The following is a 3,177-nucleotide window of genomic DNA, read 5'->3' as shown; positions in this document are numbered from 1 at the left end:
ATCCCGAGCTATGAGGACATGCTTTTGGCGCATGATCGGATTGTGCCGCACATTCGTCGGACGCCGGTTCGGACGTCGGATTATCTGAACGAGCTGGCGGGCTGTCAGCTGTTCTTCAAGTGCGAGAACTTCCAGGAGCCGGGCGCCTTCAAGGTGCGGGGCGCGGCGAACGCGGTCTTTGGGCTGAGCGAGGAGCAGGCGGCGAAGGGCGTCGCCACGCATTCCTCTGGCAACCATGCCTCGTGCCTCAGCTACGCGGCGATGCGCAGGGGCATTCCGTGCAACGTGGTGATGCCGCGGACCGCGCCGCAGGCCAAGAAGGACACCGTGCGCCGCTACGGCGGGCGGATCACCGAATGCGAGCCCTCGACCTCGTCGCGCGAGGCGACCTTTGCGCAGGTGCAGGCGGAAACGGGGGGCGACTTCGTCCATCCCTACAACGACCCGCGCGTGATCGCCGGGCAGGGGACCTGTTCGAAGGAATTCATGGAACAGGTGGACGGGCTCGACATGGTGGTGGCGCCGATCGGCGGGGGCGGCATGATCTCGGGCACCTGCCTGACGCTTTCGACGCTGGCGCCGGAAACGAAGGTGATCGCGGCCGAGCCCGAGCAGGCCGACGACGCCTATCGCAGCTTCAAGGCCGGCCACATCATCGCCGACGACGCGCCCAGGACCATCGCCGACGGGCTCCTGGTGCCGCTCAAGGACCTGACCTGGCACTTCGTGAAGACCCATGTCTCCGAGATCTACACGGCCTCGGACGCGGAGATCGTCGAGGCGATGAAGCTGACCTGGAAGCACCTGCGCGTGGTCATGGAGCCTTCGAGCGCGGTGCCGCTGGCGACCATCCTCAAGAACCCCGAGGCGTTCAAGGGCAAGCGCGTGGGCGTCATCATCACCGGCGGCAACGTCGATCTGGACAAACTGCCCTGGATGCAGGGCTGAGAAGGAGAATTCCGATGAAAGATTCCGTCGATTTCGACGCCTACGAGGTGGGCTTCGACATTCCCGCCAAGCCCGGCATGGACGCGGCCGACATCCAGACGCCCTGCCTGGTGCTCGACCTCGACGCGCTGGAGCGCAACATCCGGAAGATGGGCGACTACGCCAAGGCGCACGGGATGCGCCACCGCGCGCATGGCAAGATGCACAAGTCCGTCGACGTGCTGAAGCTGCAGATGGAGCTGGGCGGCGCCATCGGCGTCTGCTGCCAGAAAGTGTCCGAGGCCGAGGTCTTCGCCCGGGCCGGGATCAAGGAGATCCTCGTCTCGAACCAGGTGCGCGACGCGGCCAAGATCGAACGGCTGGCGCAACTCCCGAAGATCAGCGGCGGCGAGGTGATCGTCTGTGTCGACGACGTGGCCAACGTGGCCGACCTGTCGGCGGCAGCGCAGAAGCACGGCACCACGCTGGGCGTCTTCATCGAGATCGACTGCGGCGCGGGGCGCTGCGGCGTGACCACGACCCCGGCGGTGGTCGAGATCGCCCGGGCCGTCGTGGCCGCCGACGCCCTCGTCTACCGCGGCATCCAGGCCTATCAGGGCGCGATGCAGCACATGGACAGTTTCGAGGACCGCAAGGCCAAGATCGACGCGGCGATTGCCCAGGTCAGGGACGCCGTCGAGGCCCTGAAGGCCGAAGGCATCGAGACCGACCTCGTCTCTGGCGGCGGCACCGGATCCTACTACTTCGAGGCGAACTCGGGGCTTTACAACGAGCTTCAGTGCGGCTCCTACGCCTTCATGGATGCCGACTACGGCCGCATCCTCGACCAGGCGGGCCGCCGCATCGACGCCGGCGAATGGGAGAACGCCTTTTTCATCCTGACCAGCGTCATGAGCCACGCCAAGGCCGACAAGGCGATCTGCGACGCGGGGCTGAAGGCGCAGTCGGTCGACAGCGGGTTGCCGGTCGTCTACGGGCGGACGGATGTGAAATACATCAAGTGCTCGGACGAGCATGGGGTCATCTCGGATCCCGAGGGCGTGCTGAAGGTGGGCGACAAGCTGAAGCTGGTGCCCGGCCACTGCGATCCGACCGCCAACGTCCATGACTGGTATGTCGGCGTTCGCGGCGGCAAGGTCGAGGTGGTCTGGCCGGTTTCGGCGCGCGGCAAGGCGTACTGAGCGCGCAGAAGCGCCCAGCCGGCGGGGGCGCTGCCCCCGCACCCCCGGAGTATTTGGGCCAGAATGAAAGGAAAGCGGCATGCTGATCGTGCCAGAGAAACTCATCGCCGATCTCGTTTCGGCCGAGGACGCCTTCGCCGCGGTCGAGGCGACCTTCGCCGCGATGGCGCGGGAGGAGGCCTACAACTTCCCCGTGGTGCGGGAGGCGCTTGGCGAGGGGCGGCAGTATGGGTTCAAGTCGGGCCTTGATCGCGCGGGCGGGATGCTGGGCGTGAAGGCGGGGGGCTACTTTCCCGGCAATGCCGGGAAGGGCATGCCCAACCACCAGTCGAGCGTCTACCTGTTCGATCCCGAGACCGGGCGGCCCACGGCGATGGTGGGGGGCAACCTTCTGACCGCGCTGCGCACGGCCGCGGCCTCCGCGATCTCGATCGACCGGCTGGCGCGGCGGGATGCCAAGGTGCTCGGCATGGTGGGCGCGGGCCACCAGGCGGCCTTCCAGTTGCGCGCCGCCGCCAGGGTGCGGCGTTTCGAGAAGGTCATCGCCTGGAACCTGCATCCGGAGATGCTGCCGAAGCTTGGCGAGGTCGCGGCGGAACTGGGCCTGCCCTTCGAAGCCGTGCCGCTGGAGCGGATGGTCGAGGCCGACGTGATCGTGACCATCACCTCCTCGCCCGCGGCCTCGCTGATGGCCGCGCATGTGGCGCCGGGAACGCATCTGGCCTGCATGGGCACCGACACCCGGGGCAAGCAGGAGGTCGAGCCCGCGCTTCTGGCCCGCGCGCGGGTCTTCACCGACGAGGTCGCGCAATCCGTGACCATCGGCGAGGCGCAGCACGCCGTCGCGGCAGGCCTGATCGCGGCGGCCGACATCACGCCCATCGGCGCGGTCGTCGCGGGGCTTGCCGAGGGCCGCCAGTCGGAGGCGCAGATCACCCTCTTCGACGGCACAGGCGTCGGGCTCCAGGACCTCGCCGTGGCGGGCGCGGCCGTCCGGCGGGCCGAGGAATTCGGGCTGGCAATCGCCGTCGAGGTCTGAGCGCCGCCA

The 3,177-nt window shown here is 68.0% G+C and carries 3 protein-coding genes; all 3 read left to right on the top strand.

Annotation, left to right across the window (positions count from 1 at the left end):
- The coding region (gene bhcB, locus OE647_RS19905) for a beta-hydroxyaspartate dehydratase BhcB (RefSeq protein WP_263723513.1) at nucleotides 1–948 on the top strand (948 nt) is incomplete at its 5' end.
- 14 nt (nucleotides 949–962) lie between these two features.
- Nucleotides 963–2,129 (top strand): 3-hydroxy-D-aspartate aldolase BhcC, encoded by a 1,167-nt coding sequence (bhcC, locus tag OE647_RS19900; RefSeq protein WP_263723512.1) that lies wholly within the window; start codon nucleotides 963–965, stop codon nucleotides 2,127–2,129.
- A gap of 79 nt (nucleotides 2,130–2,208) precedes the next feature.
- A complete protein-coding gene (gene bhcD / locus OE647_RS19895; RefSeq protein ID WP_263723511.1) occupies nucleotides 2,209–3,168 on the top strand; it encodes an iminosuccinate reductase BhcD in 960 nt (319 codons plus the stop codon).
- The last annotated feature ends 9 nt before the right edge of the window (nucleotides 3,169–3,177 follow it).

Source organism: Albidovulum sediminicola, assembly GCF_025751575.1.
In the GTDB taxonomy this organism is placed as follows: Bacteria; Pseudomonadota; Alphaproteobacteria; order Rhodobacterales; family Rhodobacteraceae; genus Albidovulum; species Albidovulum sediminicola.
Note: the sequence above shows the minus strand (reverse complement) of the source record. Positions and strands in the feature narration are given on the sequence as shown.

Excerpts from the sequence above, each read along its gene's own strand:
- bhcC (WP_263723512.1), top strand. The coding sequence starts at position 963 with ATGAAAGATTCCGTCGATTTCGACGCCTACGAGGTGGGCTTCGACATT.
- bhcD (WP_263723511.1), top strand. The coding sequence starts at position 2,209 with ATGCTGATCGTGCCAGAGAAACTCATCGCCGATCTCGTTTCGGCCGAG.